Consider the following 14,513-nt stretch of genomic DNA (forward strand, 5'->3'; position numbering starts at 1 on the left):
AAACGACTTCATGCAATGGATGGGGGCAGTCCTAACCGGGCTGCCCCCGTTGCGTTGTACCGACAGGATCATGATCCCCCGGCGCCGGAGCGCTTGCCCAAACGCTATCATTTGTTAAGATGGAGCCAGAGCCGAATCCGGCCATCGATGGGAGAACAAGCCGATGCCCCTGCTGCCCCAAGGCGTTACCATCGCCAATCCTGAAAGCCTGTTCATCGGCGGGCGCTGGGTTCGAGCGCACAGTGGCCGCCTGATCGAACTGGTCTCGCCCGATACCGAGCAAGTCGTCGCGCGCGTAGCAGAAGCCGACGAGGCCGACATGGACGCAGCAGTTGCCGCTGCGCGCGATGCCTTTGACAACGGCCCCTGGCAGACCACGCCCCCGGCTGAACGGATCGCCACCTTCCGCCGCATGGTGACACATCTGGAAGGCCGGGTGCCCGAACTGGCGCGCGCGTGGAGCGCACAGATGGGCGGTCTTGCCAGCTTTGCTGGGCCAATGCACGCTGGCGGAGTAGCCGCGCTGCACCAGATCGCCGGCTTTGCCGAAGCCTTCGCCTTTGTCGAACAGCGCCCGACCCATGCTGCCGCCGCCGCCCTGATCGCGCACGAGCCGGTCGGCGTTGTCGCCGCGATCGCGCCGTGGAACGGGCCCTTCGGAATCATGGCCAACAAGGTCGCCTATGCACTGCTGACCGGCTGCACCGTAATCATGAAGCCCTCACCCGAAACGCCGCTCGAAGCCTACATCATCGCCGAAGCGGCGGAGGCTGCGGGCATTCCGGCGGGCGTGGTCAATCTGGTCACCGGCCACCGCGAGGCAAGCGACCACCTTGTCTGCAACGAGGGCATCGACAAGGTCAGCTTCACCGGATCGACGCTGGCCGGCAAGCGCATCGCTACGGTCTGCGCCGGACGGATGGCGCGCTGCACGCTGGAATTGGGCGGCAAGTCCGCCGCCATCCTGCGCGATGACTTTGCCATCGACCATGCCGCCAAGCTGCTGACCGGCACGATCACGCTGATGAGCGGACAAGTCTGCGCCATGCTCAGCCGGGTGATCGTGCCGCGCCACCGCCACGATGAACTGGCCGCCGCCATCGCCACCGAGATGAAGCAAGTACGCATCGGCCACAGCGATGATCCCACCGCACAACTCGGTCCGGTGGCGATGAAGCGCCAGTTGGAGCGTATCGAGGGTTATATCGAGGAAGGTCGGCGAACGGCAACGCTCGTTAGCGGCGGGCAACGGCCATCGCATCTGAATGTCGGGTACTTCATCGAGCCGACGCTGTTCGCCAACGTCGATAACAGCAGCCGTATCGCGCAGGAGGAGATCTTCGGCCCGGTGCTAAGCCTGATCCCCGCCGATGACGAAGAGGACGCGATCCGCCTCGCCAATTCCAGCGCTTATGGCCTCAACGGCTCGGTGCTGACCCACGATGCGCAGGCCGCCTATCGCATCGGTCGGCGCATCCGCACCGGCGGCTTTGGCCAGAACGGCTTGCGGATGGACTTCGGCCTGCCTTTCGGCGGGTTCAAGCAATCGGGCATCGGACGCGAAGGCGGCCCCGAGGGACTGCTGCCTTATCTCGAAAGCAAGACAATGCTGCTCGACGGGGTGCCAGAAGCGCTTTGATGAGCAACCATTAGGCCTGACCGAAAACGACCGGATAGAGCGAACCCAGCAAAAGCAGTGCGGCGGTCACATTGAAGATTCGCAAACGGAGCTGGTCATCGAGAAACCGCCGCATCTGCACGCCGAGATAGGCCCAGGCGCTGACCGTGGGCAGGTTGATCGCGCCGAATACCCCAGCCACGATCAGCAGATTGCGCAGCGGGTTATCCTGCCCGACATAGGCAGAGCAGGCGGTCAGCGCCATCGTCCACGCCTTGGGGTTGACCCATTGGAACAGCGCTGCCTGCGTGAACGTCAGCGGCCGGGCCGTGGTGCCTGCGGCGGCGCGCACGGCGGGTGGAGCGGCGGTGGCGACCTTCACCGCGAGATAGGCAAGATAGGCCACGCTGCCCCACTTGAGCCCCGTGTAGAACACCGGAAACGCGGCAAAGAGCTGGCGAAGTCCGGCGCCAACCAGCACGATCATCAGCGTGAAGCCGATGGACACACCCAGCATGTGCGGGATCGTGCGTCCAAAGCCGAAATTGGTCCCTGATGCCATCAACATCAGGTTGTTCGGCCCAGGCGTGACCGAGGATACAAAGGCAAAGGCGGTTAGCGCCAGCAGAAGGTGTTCGTTCATGACCACGCAATATTAGCGCGATCGTGAGGACCGATCCTTGCAAAGATCGTGCATATGCTCCATGATTTGCAACATATGAGCGATCTGGATCAATTTGACCGCAAGATATTGCGCACGCTTTCCGGCGATGGCCGTCTCAGCAATGTCGAACTGGCGGCCGTGGTCGGACTATCGCCGTCAGCGTGCCTTCGCCGGGTACAGGCACTGGAGCGCTCGGGCGCGATTGCGGGATACCGCGCGGTCATCAGCCCGCAGGCGCGAGGCGTGGCTTTTTTGGCGTACATGACCGTCGGGCTGTCGCGCCACACCCGCGCCGAACAGGCCGCATTCGAACAAGCGATGCAACGCGCGCCCGAGGTGCGCGAATGCCATAACGTAACTGGCACCGTGGAATACCTGCTGCGGGTAGAGGCAGCGGATCTAGCCAGTTACAAGCACTTCCATACCGAAGTGCTGGGAGCGCTCGATCAAGTGGCGACCATCACATCCTATATCGTCATGGGCTCACCCAAGGACGAACGCGCCTGAGCATCCGTCGCGTTTACGCCCCGATCACCGCAACTCCAGCGACCCACCATCGACGTAAAGATCGACTCCGTTGATGAAACTGGCCTCGTTGCTCGCCAGAAACAGCGCCGCATTGGCCACTTCATCGGACGTGCCCATCCGTCCCATCGGAACGACGGTGGCAAAGAAATCCTGCAAGCCGCTGATTTCCTCGGCGCTTGAATCGCGTTTGAAGATTTCGGTGTCGGTGGGGCCGGGGCTGATCATGTTGACGCGGATGCGCCGGGGCAGCAGTTCCTTGGCGAGGATGCGCACCACCGCGCGCAGGCCCGCCTTGGCAGCCGCATAAGCGACATTGCCGGGCACCGCCGCGACGGAGCCAATCGATCCGGTGACGACGATCGCCCCGCCATCGGCCATGTGCGGCAGGGCCGCCTGCATGGCAAAGAACGCCCCTTTCAGGTTCACGTCGTGGATGCCATCCCAGAACGGCTCGGTCACGTCCGCCACCGGTGCGAACCCGCCGACGCCGGCGTTGACGAACAGCACGTCGATCGGCCCAAGTTCGGCCGCCACCCGTGCCAGCGTGTCGCAGGTGGCGGCAAGATCGCCCATGTCGCTTTGCAGGGCCAGCGCGCCGGTTTCGCGCGCCGCCTGTGCCAGAGTGGCGGCGTTGCGTCCGGTCAATGCCACCTTCGCGCCTTCGGCCACGAAACCCCGCGCCGCCGCCAGTCCGATACCCGCATTGCCGCCCAGAACGACGACGATCTTGCCCGCAAAGCGCATGGCGCCCGATCCTTCAGAACATGGTGTTGGTGTTGGCGCTGGTTTCGGGCACCGGCTGCAGTACGTCCCAATGCTCCATGACCTTGCACCCTTGCACGCGGAAGATGTCGACCACCGCAAAGCCACGCTTTGCCGCCGCATCACCGGCTTCGTCCCAGCCATGGCTGTGAACCGACACCAGATTGCCGTCGGCGATGATCCTGCGAATATCGGTTTTCTGGCCGGGATTGGCGTTCACGAACCCTTCGAGGAAGCCGATCGCCGCGTCGCGCCCGGTCTTGGCATAGGGGTTGTGCTGGATATAGCTCGGATCGACCCAGCGCTCGAACGCAGAGCGCACTTTCTTCTCGATGTAGAATTCGTGCATGAATTGGGTGACGACCTGCTTTGGCGTGAGCTTGCAGGGTGCTGCTTGGGCAGTTGCCGGCAGCAGCGCGGCCAGCACGGCAAGAACGACAAGACGCATCGCTGATTTCCTTTCAGAACATCGAGTTGGGATTGACCGGGTCGGCAGGGATTTCCTGGAGCACATCCCAATGCTCGACAATCATGCCATCTGCCAGACGAAATATATCCACTACCGCGATGCCGGGATCGCCCGGAAACCGCACGACATGGACATGCACGACCACATGGTCGCCATCGGCAAAGCTGCGATGGATGGTCTGGCGCGCGTCGGGTGAATCGAGCCGCCGTGCATCGAGCCAGTCCTTGAGCGCCTGCACCCCCGGCTCGGCGAGCGAACTGTGCTGGATATAGCCGGGCGCGATGAACTCATCGACCCGGCTGCTGTCGAGCGCAATCAGGACGTGTTCGTACATCGCCAGCACGTGCGCCAGATTGGCCAGTTCTTGCGCCTCTCGCGCCATCGTCGCTTCTCCCATTCATGCCCCCTTGACGCGGAGCATTGTAACATTTGATAAGGTGTGTATCAGTCGGAACCGCGACTGCAAAGACAGATTCGGGAGAGAGAATGGACCGCTCGGCGCTTTATGCCGTGCTCGACGGCTACCTGGCCGCACTGGCCCAGCGCGACGCTGCGGCGGTGCGCTGGGCCGATGGAGCGCTGACTTCGGAAAACAACGTGATGCTGGCCATCGGCGACGGGCTATGGGGCACGATCGAGGACATCGGCAGCTATGCGCTGCGCTTTGCGGACCCTGCCACCAACCAGGTCGGCTACTTCGGCACAGTGCACGAACCGATCGAGGAATCGGCCTTTACCTTGCGTCTGAAACTGGATGACAGCGGCGCGGTGGTTGAGGCCGAAGCCTGCGTCGTCCGTCAGTCAGACAGCGGCATCAAGTTCGAGAACCCCGCCTATTGGACCAAGCCGATCCTTGAGGCCAACGCGACGGCACCGGTCGATCGCGCCGAGATGATCCGCCTGTCGAACGGCTATTTCGACACCCTGCAACTGAACGACGGAACCATCCACACCCGCTTTCACCCCGATTGCCAGCGCGTGGAGAACGGCGTCCAGACCACCAACAACCCGGACTTCGGCAAGATCGTCCCGGTTTCGGCGCTCGGTTGCGAAGAGCAGTTCCGCATGGGCAACTATCGCTATGACGACGAACTGCGTGCCCGCCGCTTTCCCTTGGTGGACGAGGAGCGCGGGCTGGTGCTGGCCTTCGGGTTCATCGATCATTCGGGGCGGCTCGACACCTATCAGTTGACCGATGGCCGCACGGTGAAAAGCCCGGTGCGGCGACCGCACAGCTTCTACATCAGCGAACTGTTCAAGATCGACCACGGCATGATCTGCCAGATCGAGGCGAACTTCATCACCGTGCCCTATCGCATGCCCTGCCCTTGGGATGCGCTGGCATGAAAGCGCTGGCAAGGCTTGGCCTCGCGGTCCTGTGCGCAACGAGCATCGTGGCGGCGGCCCCCGCGCCCGGCACAGGCCTTACCACCGGGGCCGGGACCAACTGGCCCAGCCCCGGCGGCGATGCGGGCAAGACCCATCATTCGACGTTGAGCCTGATCACGCCTGCCAACGTCGGCACGCTGGGGCTGGCGTGGCAGGCTGAACTTGGCACCATGCGAGGGCAGGAAGCCACCCCGGTGGTGATCGACGGGGTGCTCTATACCTCGGGCGTCGCGGGCCGCGCCTATGCCTTCAACGCGGCCACAGGCAAGCCGCTGTGGACCTTTGAGCCAGAAGTTGACCTGCAGGTCAATCGCACGGTCTGTTGCGACATGGTCAACCGTGGCGTTGCCGTGGCCGATGGCAAAGTGTTCGTCGCCACGCTGGATGGCTGGCTCTATGCCCTTAACGCCAAGACCGGCGCGGTGGTGTGGAAAACCGACTTCATCGAGGATCGCCACAAGGGCGACACGTCGACCGGCGCGCCCGAGATCGCGGGCGACGTGGTGGTCATCGGCATGAGCGGCGCCGAATACGACGTGCGTGGCTATGTCAGCGCGCTCGATCTCAAGACCGGCAAGCTGCGCTGGCGCTGGCACGTGGTGCCAAGCGATCCGAAACTGGGACCGCAGGAATCGCCCGAGCTCGAAGCCGCGCTCAAGACCTGGGATCCGGCCAGCCGCTGGGACATCGGCGGCGGTGGCGCACCGTGGGATGCGATTACCTTCGACCCGGAAACCGGCTATGTGCTGGTCGGCACCGGCAACGGCGGGCCTTACGCCACGTCGAAGCGCTCGCCCGCTGGCGGTGACAACCTCTACATCGGCTCGCTGGTGGCGCTCGATCCCAGAACCGGGCGGATGGTGTGGCACTATCAGGAAACGCCAAGCGATAACTGGGACTTCACCTCGACCCAGCCGATGATCCTGACGCATCTGAATGTCGATGGTCAGGAGCGGCCGGTGCTGCTGCACGCGCCCAAGAACGGCTATCTCTATGTACTGGACCGCCGCGATGGCAAGTTGCTGCGCGCCAATCCGATCGTGCGCACCAACTGGGCCACCGGCATCGACATGACCACCGGCAGGCCTCGGCTCAACCCGGCCGAAACCGACTATACCAACGGTCCGAAAATCGTGTTCCCCGCCACCACCGGCGCGCGCAACTGGCACCCGGCATCGTACGACCCGGCCAGCGGGCTTTATGTCGCCGCCGTGCTTGATATCGGCAACCTGATCTTCATGTCGCCGGGGCAAAAGCCGCACAAGGCACGCGGCCTGAACAACGATGCGGCGTTGATCTTCACCCCCGACGTCAAAGCCGCGCTCGATACGTTGCCCCCTGCGATGGCCGATGCAGTGCGCAAGCTGCCCGCTTACGCCGAAACGCTGCGCGATCCGGGCAAGGCGCAGATCCGCGCGCTCGACCCGTTGACCGGCAAGACCGTGTGGGCTGCCGATACGGCGGGCTGGCAGGACCGGGGCGGCGTGCTGACCACCGCCAGCGGCCTGACCATCCACGGCGACGTCGGCGGCAGGCTGGTCGTGCGCGAGACAAGCAGCGGACGGGTGCTCAAGCAGATTGAAACCGGCACCGCGATCATGGCCGCACCGATGACTTATACCGTCAACGGCGTGCAATACATCGCGGTGATGGCTGGCTGGGGTGGCGGCGGTTATCCTTTCGTACCGCGCTATTCGGCGACATATGCGCGCGGCAACATGAACCGGCTGCTGGTGTTCCGACTGGGCGGCAGCGCGGTCCGCGTTCCGCCGCTGCTGCCTGCGCTCGACGTGGCCCCTGCCCCACCCGCACAAGCCGCCAGCGTCACCCCCGCCACGATAGCGCGTGGTCAGGGCCTGTTCTTCGGTAACTGCGCCATCTGCCATGCCAACCAGCCGCGCTCGATCACCCCGGACTTGCGCCGGATGCAGCCGGATACGCACGCGCTTTTCCGCGAGATCGTACTCGGCGGCGCGCTGGTAAGTGGCGGAATGCCGCGCTGGAACGATATCCTTTCACCCGAAGATGCCGACGCCATCCACGCCTATCTGATCGACCAGCAGACCAAGACCCGGACCGACGAACTGGCCAAACGCGCCAAGGGTCTGCCGCTCGATGGGCCGAGCCTGACGATCCTGTCGAACTATTGATCCAACCCGACACGAACCAGAAAGACACCGCCATGGGAGAGCCTGCGCCATGCAGTTGAAACTGCCGCCCCGCACCAGTCCGAAGCAGTTCGACGCCGCGCTTGCCGCGTTTGCACGCGTGGTCGGCAAGGACTGGGTTCTGGCCAGCGACGCCGATCGCGACGCCTATTCCGACATCTATGCCCCCGGTTCGGCCGAGCCTTGGGCCTCATCCGCCGCAGTCGCGCCCGCCTCGGTTGACGAAGTGCGTGCGATCGTCCGGTTGGCCAACGAGCACAAAGTGCCGCTCTGGCCTGTCTCACGCGGCAAGAACCTTGGCTATGGCACCGCCGCGCCGCGCATGGCGGGATCGGTCGTGCTCGATCTTGGCCGGATGAACAAGATCATCGAGCTTGATGCCAGGCTGGCCTATGCCGTGCTGGAGCCGGGCGTCAGCTTTTTCGACCTTTATGAGGAGATCCAGCGCCAGAAATTGCCGCTGTGGCTGTCGGTTCCGGGCAACGCCTGGGGTTCGGTGCTGGGCAATGCCTTCGAGCACGGTATCGGCTACACCCCTTATGGCCTGCACGCGCGCAATCTGTGCGGGTTCGAGGTGGTGATGCCCGATGGCGATCTGGTGCGCACCGGCATGGGTGCGATGGCGGGCAACCATGCCTGGCACCTCCACCCGCTCAGCTATGGCCCGACGCTCGACCTTGCCTTCACCCAGTCGAGCCTTGGCGTCGTCACCCGCGCCGGGCTGTGGTTGCAACCGGCGCCGCCAAGCTCGCTCGAACTGGTGTTCGACATTCCCAACGAGGACGATATCGGCTGGGTGATCGACACCATCGCCCCGCTCAAGATTTCCGGGTTGGTCGACCAGAATGTGTTCATCCCCAGTTGGCTGGGCAAGATGGTGCTGAAAGGGCAGCGCGCGGACTTCTGGGACAAGCCCAGCGCCATCCCCGAATGGCGCGTTGCCGAACTGCTCAAGCAGTACAAGCTGGGCTACTGGCAGGTGGCACTGCGCTTGTATGGCGACGAAACCGTGGTCAAGGCCAAGGCCGATATCGTCAAGGCAGCGATGGCCCGCCATCTGGCAGCGCCGCCCGCCGAGCACTGGTGGCACGAGGGCGAGCCGATGAACGCCATCGACACCACCATGGGCGTACCCTCGGCGGTGCCCTTGCAGATGAGCGACTGGGTCGGTGGACGCGGCGCACACATGGGCTTTTCGCCGGTGGTGCCCGCCACCTCGGAGCACGTGCTGGGGCAGTTGAAGCGCAGCCGCAAGATCATCGCCGATCACGATGTCGACTTCTACGCCAGCTTCACCATCGGTGGGCGCTTTGCCACCAACATCAACATGCTGATGTACGATCGTGACCAACCGGCACAGATCGACAACATCAAGAAGCTGTTCAACGCGCTGATCGCGGGCACGGCGCAGGCCGGTTACGGCGAATACCGCACACACCTTGGCTGGATGGACACGGTGATGGATACGTACGACTTCAACGGCCACGCGCTGCGCCGCCTCAACGAGAAGATCAAGGACGCGCTGGATCCCAACGGGGTGATCGCGCCGGGCAAGCAGGGCGTATGGCCATCGGCCTATCGCGCGCATGCCAAGGAGGGCCGGGCATGAAGCGCCTGATCCTTGGCGTCGCGCTGACGCTCGTGCCCGCAGCGGTCGTTCTGGCCGATCCGCCGCCGCTGCCGCCCTACCAGATGCGTGCGTCTGCCCCTGCGGGTGACCGACTGGCAGTGGGTCGCGATGGCAAGGCCTTGTTCGAAAACCATTGCGGTTATTGCCACCTGACTTTCGGCATGGGCACCAACCTGCTGATGAAGCAAAGGCTGGCCATCGGTGCGCCACCGCAAAGTGCGCTGCTCGCCAACCGCGATGACCTGACCGCAGATTACGTGAAGGGGGTCGTGCGCATGGGCAAAGGCGCGATGCCGCAGCAAACCCGCGTGGATCTGACCGATGCCGAACTGGCCAGCGTTGCCGCTTACCTCGGGAGGGGCAAATGATCCGCACCGACCGGCGACGACTGTTGCAGGGCGCGGCGCTGGCAGGCGGCGCGCTGGGTCTTGGCAGTAGCGCGCGCGCCTTGGCCAGCGAGCCCGACCTGTTGGTGCATGACAGCGCTGTTCCGACAACCGCTGCACTCACCGCGCAACACCCGCTGGCACAGTGCATCGACATAGCCCGCGAACGCCACACCCGCTGGCAGGCGTTGCGCGGACACGACGGCAGCGCGCGCAGGATCGACGGACTGACCCGCTGGAGCGATTGGGTGGCCATTCGTGGCGAGCTGGAGCGACAAGGCTATCGCGTGGCCAGCGAAAGCCGGCCACGGTCAGGCGGCTTGGTCCACTGGTCTATGACGAGTAAAACCTGAGCCGCGCGGACCGCTTACCGCGCGATCAGTTGCGCCAGCGCATCGGCGGCGGCAGCCATGCCGGCACGGTTGGGATGATAGAATACCCCATCGCCTTTGGCCCGATCGGCTGAGTTGCCGTTGACCCATGGTGCCGCCGAACATACGCCATGTTCGCGCGACAACCGATCGAGCGGCAGCAGTTCTGCCCCGGTCTCGTGTGCTACCGAAGCCGTGATCATGGCAAGGCGTCCGGCTATGCCTTGCAGCGTCACCAGATCCTTGGCGACAAGGCCGGTTGCGGCACAGTTCGGGGCACCTGAAAACAAGTTGAAATACTGGACCAGCACGATGCGCGCGCGAGGGGCTGCCGCGCGGATGCGCGATACGGCGTTGCGCAAGGTGCTGGCGAGTGCCGCCTCGTCTGCCGCCGTCGGCAAAGCGACCGCCGGGCAACCCTTGCCCTGAAACGCCTGATTGATCTGTTCGGGGGTCATCCGCCCGCAATTCAACGCGGCAATACTGCCGATGTAGTTCAGATCGTTACCGCCCGCCGTGATCGTCACCAGCCGTGTCCTGGCCGTTACGGCGTTGATTTGCGCTGGCAGTTCGGTCCAAGGCGACAGGATGTGAACAGCCTTGGCGCCTGAGCATGAGACATCCACCAACGGCATCTTGAGACGAGCCGCCAGCAGGTGCGCATAGTTGGCCGCCGAGCGTGCACAGCGGTTGGGCGGAGTGTCTGCATCCCGCGCCACCCACGGGCCGGCGGCGAAGGAACTGCCCATCGCGACGTATGCATTCTGGCTCGCATCCGTCCCGGCTAAAGGTCTGGCCACCAGGGTTGCCGGAAAGAAAGCGGCGAGCGCAATGGCTGCAATGGTAATCAGTCGGGGCATGGCGATCTCCTTATCCCCGACTATGCCAATTGCGCTCGCTCTGCCAACCCGCGCCTTTTCCTGTTCACCCGGTGTAGATCAGCGCATCCAGCGCGATCACGCCCTGCCCTTGCGGGTAAAGGATGACCGGATTGAGGTCGAGTTCGGCCAGCGTCGGGTTGCCTTCCAGCACGCGCCCAACGGTGACGATCAGGTCGGCCAGCGCCGCAACGTCCAGCGCGGGTGCACCGCGATACCCGGCCAGCAGCGCGGCACTCTTGAGCTTGCCCAGTTCAGCGACGACTTCGGCGTGGCTCATGTCCGGCGTGATCAGCCGTACGTCCTGCAGAATTTCGGCGGTCACCCCGCCGAACCCGGCGAGGACCACCGCGCCCCAATCGGCGTCGTTCTTGCCGCCGACGATCATTTCAACTCCGCGCGGGCCCATCGCCTCGATCAGTACGCCGTCGAGTGCGATGGCGGCATCATAGGCTGCGACGCTGGCGTGCATCCTGTCCCATGCGGCGCGTACGGCATCGGCATCGCCGAGGTTGAGGATGACCCCGCCTGCATCGCTCTTGTGGCTGAGCGCGGCGGCCTGCGCCTTCATCGCCACCGGGAAGCCGACTTGCGCCGCAGCGGTCGCAGCCTGCCCTGCGCTGGCAGCGAAGGCACCTTTGGGGAACGGAACGCCGAGCGGGGCGAGCAAGTCCTTGGCCCGATATTCGGGGATCACACCGACATGGTCTGCCAGCGCCGGTAACCCAAGCGGAGTGGCTGACGCGGCGTCGGCCGGCGCATCCTGCGCGCCGATCCGGGCCAGCGCGGCGAACACCCGCTCAGTGGTGGGAAACCACGGCACTCCGGCCTCACGCAATGCGGCGATGTAGTGGTCGGGCATCAGCGCACCTTCGTCCAGACCGGCAAAGACCAGCGGCTTTGTCAGCGTGCGACCTTCCAGCGCCTTGAGGATCGCGGGCACCTTGATATCGGCGGTGATCGGATCGGACTGGATGATCCCAGCGACAACGCCGCCAACGCGGTCGTCATCGAGCAACGAGCCCAGCACTTCGGTGTAGATCGATGGCTGGCTGAGCCCTTGCGCGGTGATGTCCAGCGGATTGCTGACCGGCACGAACGGCGGCAGCGCGGCGCGCAAGGCGGGCGCATTGTCGTTGGTCAGGTGCGCCAGCGGCAAGCCCAGCCCTTCGGCCAGATCGAGCGTCAGCGCCTTGAACGCGCCGGATTCGCCTAGCACGGCCACTTCGGGGCGCGGCAGCGGCGGGCAGCGCACCAGCAGTTCGGCAATGTCCGCCAGTTCCTGCAGGCTTTCGGCAAAGACCACTCCGGCGCGCGCCACCTTGGTGCGCATCAGCTTGTAATCGCCCGCCATTGCCCCGGTATGGGTGGCAGCGGATTCGCGCGCGGCAGAAGACTTTCCGGGATGCAGCAGCACCACTGGCTTGCCTGCCTTGCGCGCGGCTTTGGCCGCAGCCAGGAACCGCGCTGGCTTGCGAAACTGCTCCACGATCATGGCGATGACGTGGGTATCGGGATCGTCGATCAACCAGTCGACATAGTCTTCGACCCCGCTCGCGGCCTCATTCCCGGTAGAGACCGAGAAGCTGGTCGGCACCGCGCGCGCGATCAGCGTCGTGCCCAACACCGCCGCCATCGCGCCCGATTGCGAGACGACGCCCACCGCGCGACGCCCCGCTGGTGGCTCGGTGAAGCTTTCCACGAATGTCAGCGGAATACGGTCGACGTGGTTGACCAGCCCCAAACAGTTCGGTCCTTCGACCACCATGCCGGTTTCGTGGGCAATGCGGCCGATCTCGGCCTGTTCGGCAAGGCCTTCCTCGCCATCTTCGGCAAAGCCTGCCGAAAACACGATCGCCGCGCCTACGCCGCGCACGGCAAGGCCCCGCACGGTATCGAGCACTGCCGGACGCGGGATCGCCAGCACGGCCACGTCCACACCGTCGGGCAGGTCGGCGACCGATGCGAGGCAACGCCGCTCGCCGATCGCCTCACGCTTGGGATTGATGGGATAGACGGGCCCGGAAAACCCGGCCCGGTCGAGGTTGGTGATCAGCGTCGAACCCAGCGCACCGGGTTTGTCGCTGGCACCGACAACCGCCACCGAACGCGGCCGCAGCAGCCGCGAAAGTTGCTCGCGCGAATAGCGCCCCGCCTCGACCGTCATGCCCGTCTCTCCCGTTATCGTTGCCGTCGCGCGATCAGTGCTGGTCGCCGCTCGTGTTGACCTTGCTGGCATCGAAGGTGCCAAGGCCCGGCTTGAAGGTCTTGTCGTCAAGGAACTGCTTGGTCGCTTCCTTGCGCGCGGCGGCCCCACCAAAGCTGTGCAGCGCTTCCTGCGCGCGAATCTGGTAATCGAGCGCGTTGTCGTAGGTCATGTCGACGACGCGGCGCATCGTCCACTTGGTCGCGCGAAGGGCGTTGCCGTCCTTCTTCTTGAGCGCGTTGGCGATTTCGAGCACGCGCTCTTCCAGCTTGTCGGCCGGGACCGCCTCGGTCACAAGCCCTTGTGCTTCGGCCTGCTTGCCCGACAGGTTTTCGCCCATCATCGCGTGGTACATCGCCTTGCGGAACGGCATCAGTTCCTGCGCCACCTTCGACGCACCGCCGCCGGGCAGGATGCCCCAGTTGATTTCGGACAGGCCGAACTGGGCATCTTCGGCAGCGATGGCGATGTCGCAACCGAACAGTGGACCATAGCCGCCGCCGAAGCACCAGCCATTGATCATCGCGATCGTGGGCTTTTCATACCAGCGCAACCGCTCGAACCAGCCGTAGGATTCGCGCTGTGACTTGCGGATCGCCCACAGGCCCTGCGCTTCGGTTTCGCGGAAGTATTCCTTGAGATCCATGCCCGCCGTCCAGGCTTCGCCTTCGCCGGTCAGCACCAGAACCTTCACGTCCTCGCGGAATTCCAGTTCCTCAAGCACCTTCTTCATCTGGCGGTTGAGCTTGGGGCTCATGCAGTTGCGCTTTTCGGGGCGGTTGAACTTCACCCAAGCGATCCCGTCGGCGACGGTGAAAGCAACGGTATCTTCTTCCGCGCGCTCGATCTTCTGTTCGGTCATGGCGTCCTCTTCGCTCAAATCTGGCATCAGGGCTGAAATATGTTATGGGAGATAAGGACAAGAATGCTATTGTCAATAACAATCACTCTGCACACCTCAAAGGGCAAGACCGGATGAACGATACCAGCGCCGGAACCGAAACCGCCTCGCTTCGCGGCATTTCGTCCGATCCGCTGCGCGACCGTCCGGGTTACGCCTTGCGCCGGGCCGCCAACGCGATGATGGCCGACCTGACCCGCCGCCTTGCCACCATCGACTTGCGCATTGCCGAAGCCTCAGTCCTGCTGCTGCTGGACAAACGCACCGATGCAACCGCAAGCGAGATCGGCCGGACGCTCGACATCCAGCGCGCCAACATGGTGCCGTTGCTTACCCGGCTTGAAACGGCGGGCCTGATCGAACGCCGCCCGATCGACGGCAAGTCGCAGGCCGTGCTGCTCACCGCGCTTGGCGCGATCCGCCGCGCCGAGGCCGACGCCATCACCACCGCCTTCGAGGACGATCTGCTTGCCCGCATTCCGGCTGCGCATCGCGACCATCTGGTTCCGGCGCTGACCGGACTGTGGGTTGAGGATTGAACCA

15 protein-coding genes are annotated in these 14,513 nt (G+C 64.4%); 8 read left to right on the forward strand and 7 right to left on the reverse strand.

The annotated features are described in order from the left end of the window. The first annotated feature begins 163 nt into the window (after positions 1 to 163). Entirely contained in the window at positions 164 to 1,639 is a 1,476-nt protein-coding gene (locus tag LDN95_RS01220; RefSeq protein ID WP_370631630.1) for an aldehyde dehydrogenase, read from the forward strand. Between the two features lie 10 nt (positions 1,640 to 1,649). On the opposite strand, the gene LDN95_RS01225 is transcribed toward LDN95_RS01220, so the two are convergent. Continuing rightward, on the reverse strand, positions 1,650 to 2,261 hold the full coding sequence (locus LDN95_RS01225) for a LysE family translocator (RefSeq protein WP_226015799.1): 612 nt from the start codon (positions 2,259 to 2,261) through the stop codon (positions 1,650 to 1,652). Between the two features lie 75 nt (positions 2,262 to 2,336). Here LDN95_RS01225 and LDN95_RS01230 point away from each other — a divergent pair, with 75 nt between their 5' ends. Then, positions 2,337 to 2,789, forward strand: coding sequence for an Lrp/AsnC family transcriptional regulator (locus LDN95_RS01230; RefSeq protein WP_226015800.1), 453 nt, complete (start codon positions 2,337 to 2,339; stop codon positions 2,787 to 2,789). Positions 2,790 to 2,813: 24 nt separating this feature from the next. Here LDN95_RS01230 and LDN95_RS01235 read toward each other — a convergent pair whose 3' ends face one another. The 3 genes from LDN95_RS01235 to LDN95_RS01245 are packed head-to-tail and all read right to left on the reverse strand — an operon-like array spanning position 2,814 to position 4,438. After that, a complete protein-coding gene (locus tag LDN95_RS01235; RefSeq protein ID WP_226015801.1) occupies positions 2,814 to 3,554 on the reverse strand; it encodes an SDR family oxidoreductase in 741 nt (246 codons plus the stop codon). Positions 3,555 to 3,567: 13 nt separating this feature from the next. Then, positions 3,568 to 4,020, reverse strand: a complete 453-nt coding sequence (locus LDN95_RS01240; RefSeq protein WP_226015802.1) for a nuclear transport factor 2 family protein — start codon at positions 4,018 to 4,020, stop codon at positions 3,568 to 3,570. Between the two features lie 13 nt (positions 4,021 to 4,033). Next, a complete protein-coding gene (locus tag LDN95_RS01245) occupies positions 4,034 to 4,438 on the reverse strand; it encodes a nuclear transport factor 2 family protein (RefSeq protein ID WP_226015803.1) in 405 nt (134 codons plus the stop codon). Between the two features lie 89 nt (positions 4,439 to 4,527). Here LDN95_RS01245 and LDN95_RS01250 point away from each other — a divergent pair, with 89 nt between their 5' ends. From LDN95_RS01250 to LDN95_RS01270, 5 genes are read left to right on the forward strand one after another with little or no spacing between them, the layout of a single operon-like run. Then, positions 4,528 to 5,388 (forward strand): hypothetical protein, encoded by an 861-nt coding sequence (locus LDN95_RS01250; protein WP_226015804.1) that lies wholly within the window; start codon positions 4,528 to 4,530, stop codon positions 5,386 to 5,388. Continuing rightward, positions 5,385 to 7,580 (forward strand): PQQ-dependent dehydrogenase, methanol/ethanol family, encoded by a 2,196-nt coding sequence (locus tag LDN95_RS01255; RefSeq protein ID WP_226015805.1) that lies wholly within the window; start codon positions 5,385 to 5,387, stop codon positions 7,578 to 7,580. The genes LDN95_RS01250 and LDN95_RS01255 overlap by 4 nt, the downstream gene beginning before the upstream one ends. 49 nt (positions 7,581 to 7,629) lie before the next feature. Next, positions 7,630 to 9,207, forward strand: coding sequence for an FAD-binding oxidoreductase (locus LDN95_RS01260; RefSeq protein WP_226015806.1), 1,578 nt, complete (start codon positions 7,630 to 7,632; stop codon positions 9,205 to 9,207). Further along, positions 9,204 to 9,596: a cytochrome c gene (locus tag LDN95_RS01265; protein WP_226015807.1), complete on the forward strand. Its 393-nt coding sequence runs from the start codon at positions 9,204 to 9,206 to the stop codon at positions 9,594 to 9,596. Before LDN95_RS01260 ends, LDN95_RS01265 begins: the two co-directional genes overlap by 4 nt. Continuing rightward, complete coding sequence (locus tag LDN95_RS01270; RefSeq protein ID WP_226015808.1) at positions 9,593 to 9,967, forward strand: twin-arginine translocation signal domain-containing protein; 375 nt, start codon at positions 9,593 to 9,595, stop codon at positions 9,965 to 9,967. The genes LDN95_RS01265 and LDN95_RS01270 overlap by 4 nt, the downstream gene beginning before the upstream one ends. A 14-nt stretch (positions 9,968 to 9,981) precedes the next feature. On the opposite strand, the gene LDN95_RS01275 is transcribed toward LDN95_RS01270, so the two are convergent. The 3 genes from LDN95_RS01275 to LDN95_RS01285 all read right to left on the reverse strand — a co-directional run bounded on the left by LDN95_RS01275 (position 9,982) and on the right by LDN95_RS01285 (position 13,931). Beyond that, positions 9,982 to 10,845 carry an SGNH/GDSL hydrolase family protein gene (locus LDN95_RS01275; RefSeq protein WP_226015809.1) on the reverse strand — a complete coding sequence of 288 codons (864 nt, stop codon included), beginning with the start codon at positions 10,843 to 10,845 and terminating at the stop codon, positions 9,982 to 9,984. Between the two features lie 64 nt (positions 10,846 to 10,909). Continuing rightward, entirely contained in the window at positions 10,910 to 13,030 is a 2,121-nt protein-coding gene (locus tag LDN95_RS01280; protein ID WP_226015810.1) for an acetate--CoA ligase family protein, read from the reverse strand. 34 nt (positions 13,031 to 13,064) lie between these two features. Continuing rightward, positions 13,065 to 13,931 carry a p-hydroxycinnamoyl CoA hydratase/lyase gene (locus LDN95_RS01285; RefSeq protein ID WP_226015912.1) on the reverse strand — a complete coding sequence of 289 codons (867 nt, stop codon included), beginning with the start codon at positions 13,929 to 13,931 and terminating at the stop codon, positions 13,065 to 13,067. A 113-nt stretch (positions 13,932 to 14,044) separates the two neighbouring features. Here LDN95_RS01285 and LDN95_RS01290 point away from each other — a divergent pair, with 113 nt between their 5' ends. Further along, the gene (locus LDN95_RS01290; protein WP_226015811.1) at positions 14,045 to 14,509 is read left to right on the forward strand and encodes a MarR family winged helix-turn-helix transcriptional regulator; all 465 of its coding nucleotides are present in this window, start codon (positions 14,045 to 14,047) and stop codon (positions 14,507 to 14,509) included. The last annotated feature ends 4 nt before the right edge of the window (positions 14,510 to 14,513 follow it).

The organism is Novosphingobium sp. FKTRR1, assembly GCF_020404405.1.
Lineage (GTDB): Bacteria > Pseudomonadota > Alphaproteobacteria > Sphingomonadales > Sphingomonadaceae > Novosphingobium.

What these genes read in the sequence shown, in the direction of transcription:
- LDN95_RS01220 (WP_370631630.1), top strand. Translation starts at nt 164, where the DNA reads ATGCCCCTGCTGCCCCAAGGCGTTACCATCGCCAATCCTGAAAGCCTG.
- LDN95_RS01225 (WP_226015799.1), bottom strand. Translation starts at nt 2,261, where the DNA reads ATGAACGAACACCTTCTGCTGGCGCTAACCGCCTTTGCCTTTGTATCC.
- LDN95_RS01230 (WP_226015800.1), top strand. Translation starts at nt 2,337, where the DNA reads ATGAGCGATCTGGATCAATTTGACCGCAAGATATTGCGCACGCTTTCC.
- LDN95_RS01235 (WP_226015801.1), bottom strand. Translation starts at nt 3,554, where the DNA reads ATGCGCTTTGCGGGCAAGATCGTCGTCGTTCTGGGCGGCAATGCGGGT.
- LDN95_RS01240 (WP_226015802.1), bottom strand. Translation starts at nt 4,020, where the DNA reads ATGCGTCTTGTCGTTCTTGCCGTGCTGGCCGCGCTGCTGCCGGCAACT.
- LDN95_RS01245 (WP_226015803.1), bottom strand. Translation starts at nt 4,438, where the DNA reads ATGGGAGAAGCGACGATGGCGCGAGAGGCGCAAGAACTGGCCAATCTG.
- LDN95_RS01250 (WP_226015804.1), top strand. Translation starts at nt 4,528, where the DNA reads ATGGACCGCTCGGCGCTTTATGCCGTGCTCGACGGCTACCTGGCCGCA.
- LDN95_RS01255 (WP_226015805.1), top strand. Translation starts at nt 5,385, where the DNA reads ATGAAAGCGCTGGCAAGGCTTGGCCTCGCGGTCCTGTGCGCAACGAGC.
- LDN95_RS01260 (WP_226015806.1), top strand. Translation starts at nt 7,630, where the DNA reads ATGCAGTTGAAACTGCCGCCCCGCACCAGTCCGAAGCAGTTCGACGCC.
- LDN95_RS01265 (WP_226015807.1), top strand. Translation starts at nt 9,204, where the DNA reads ATGAAGCGCCTGATCCTTGGCGTCGCGCTGACGCTCGTGCCCGCAGCG.
- LDN95_RS01270 (WP_226015808.1), top strand. Translation starts at nt 9,593, where the DNA reads ATGATCCGCACCGACCGGCGACGACTGTTGCAGGGCGCGGCGCTGGCA.
- LDN95_RS01275 (WP_226015809.1), bottom strand. Translation starts at nt 10,845, where the DNA reads ATGCCCCGACTGATTACCATTGCAGCCATTGCGCTCGCCGCTTTCTTT.
- LDN95_RS01280 (WP_226015810.1), bottom strand. Translation starts at nt 13,030, where the DNA reads ATGACGGTCGAGGCGGGGCGCTATTCGCGCGAGCAACTTTCGCGGCTG.
- LDN95_RS01285 (WP_226015912.1), bottom strand. Translation starts at nt 13,931, where the DNA reads ATGACCGAACAGAAGATCGAGCGCGCGGAAGAAGATACCGTTGCTTTC.
- LDN95_RS01290 (WP_226015811.1), top strand. Translation starts at nt 14,045, where the DNA reads ATGAACGATACCAGCGCCGGAACCGAAACCGCCTCGCTTCGCGGCATT.